Origin of the sequence: Plantactinospora solaniradicis (genome assembly GCF_042658085.1) — a bacterium.
Lineage (GTDB): Bacteria > Actinomycetota > Actinomycetes > Mycobacteriales > Micromonosporaceae > Plantactinospora > Plantactinospora solaniradicis.
Map to the genome: position 1 here is coordinate 1 of NZ_JBHSPR010000148.1, position 1210 is coordinate 1210.

2 protein-coding genes are annotated in these 1210 nt (G+C 65.9%); both read right to left on the reverse strand.

Features of this window, described 5'->3' with window-relative positions:
* The coding region (locus tag ACFP2T_RS47965) for an IS3 family transposase (protein ID WP_377434798.1) at positions 1-897 on the reverse strand (897 nt) is incomplete at its 3' end.
* A partial coding sequence (locus ACFP2T_RS47970; protein ID WP_377434800.1) for a transposase occupies positions 894-1210 on the reverse strand: 317 nt, incomplete at its 5' end. The genes ACFP2T_RS47965 and ACFP2T_RS47970, both read right to left, overlap by 4 nt.

The window sequence follows — 1210 nt, forward strand, 5'->3', positions numbered from 1 at the left end:
GCTGCGCGGGGTTGGTTGATCGATATCTGTCTGTCTCCAGGTGGTTTCGTACTCGTCGGGGCTGAGGTAGCCGAGTTCTCGCTGGATACGGTGGGTGTTGTACCAGCCGTCGATGTAGGCGAAGATCGCGTTTTCGGCCTCGTCCCGGGTCCGCCACGAGGTGCGGTAGACCAGTTCGGTCTTGAGCGTGGAGAAGAAGTTCTCCATCAACGCGTTGTCGTAGGAGTCGCCGACAGAGCCCATCGAGGGCAGGATCCCGTTATCGGTCAGGCGTTGCCCGAAGCGGAAAGACGTATAGTTCGATCCCCTGTCCGAATGGTGAATCAACTCGCCGGCGCGCACGTCGCGGGAGAACACCGCGTACTCCATGGCGCCGAGGATCAGGTCGGTGTCGCAGCGGTCCGAGGTCTTCCAGCCCACAATCCGGCGGGAGAACGCGTCACGGACCGCCGCCAGCCAGAACACGCCCTGACCGCACGGGATGCGGGTGGCGTCGGCGACCCACAACCGGTTCGGCGCGACCGCGGTGAAGTCCCGGTTGACCAGGTCCGGCGCCGGAACAGCCCTGGGATCCTGCCGGGTCGACCCGCCGCGCCAGCCCCGGCGCAGGAACGCGCCCTGCCAGCCCTGGACGGCCATCAACCGCTCGACCCGTTTACGGCCCACCCGGATGCCGTCGCGGCGTAGCTGCTGGTGGACCCGGTCCGCGCCGTACGTGTGTCCGGAGGTCTCCCAGATCTCGTGGATATTGGACACCAGGCCCCGGTCGACCACGTCCCGGTCACATGGCCGCTCCGCTTGCTTGACCCATCCGTAGTACGTCGAGACGCCGATGTTCAGGACCCGTAACAGGAGCGCGACCGCGTACCGGTCAGAGTGTTCGTCGACGAACCTCATGACCGTCGCCGGGTCGGGTCGAGCTCCTGGGCGAAATACGCACTCGCCGCCTTCAGGATCTCGTTCGCCCGACGCAGCTCCGCGACCTCCCGACGCAGCTTGCGGTTCTCCTCCACCATGTCGTTGCTCGGCCGGTCATCACGTTCACCCCGGTCGGCCTCGTCCTGGCGGATCCAGTTCCGTAACGCCTCGTGATGCACGCCCAACTGTTCGGCCAGACGGCGGATCACTGGTTTCGGGTCCGACTCCCGATACAGGCGCACCGCGCGTCCACGCAGCTCATCCGGGTACTTCTTCGGTGCTGGCACAGGTC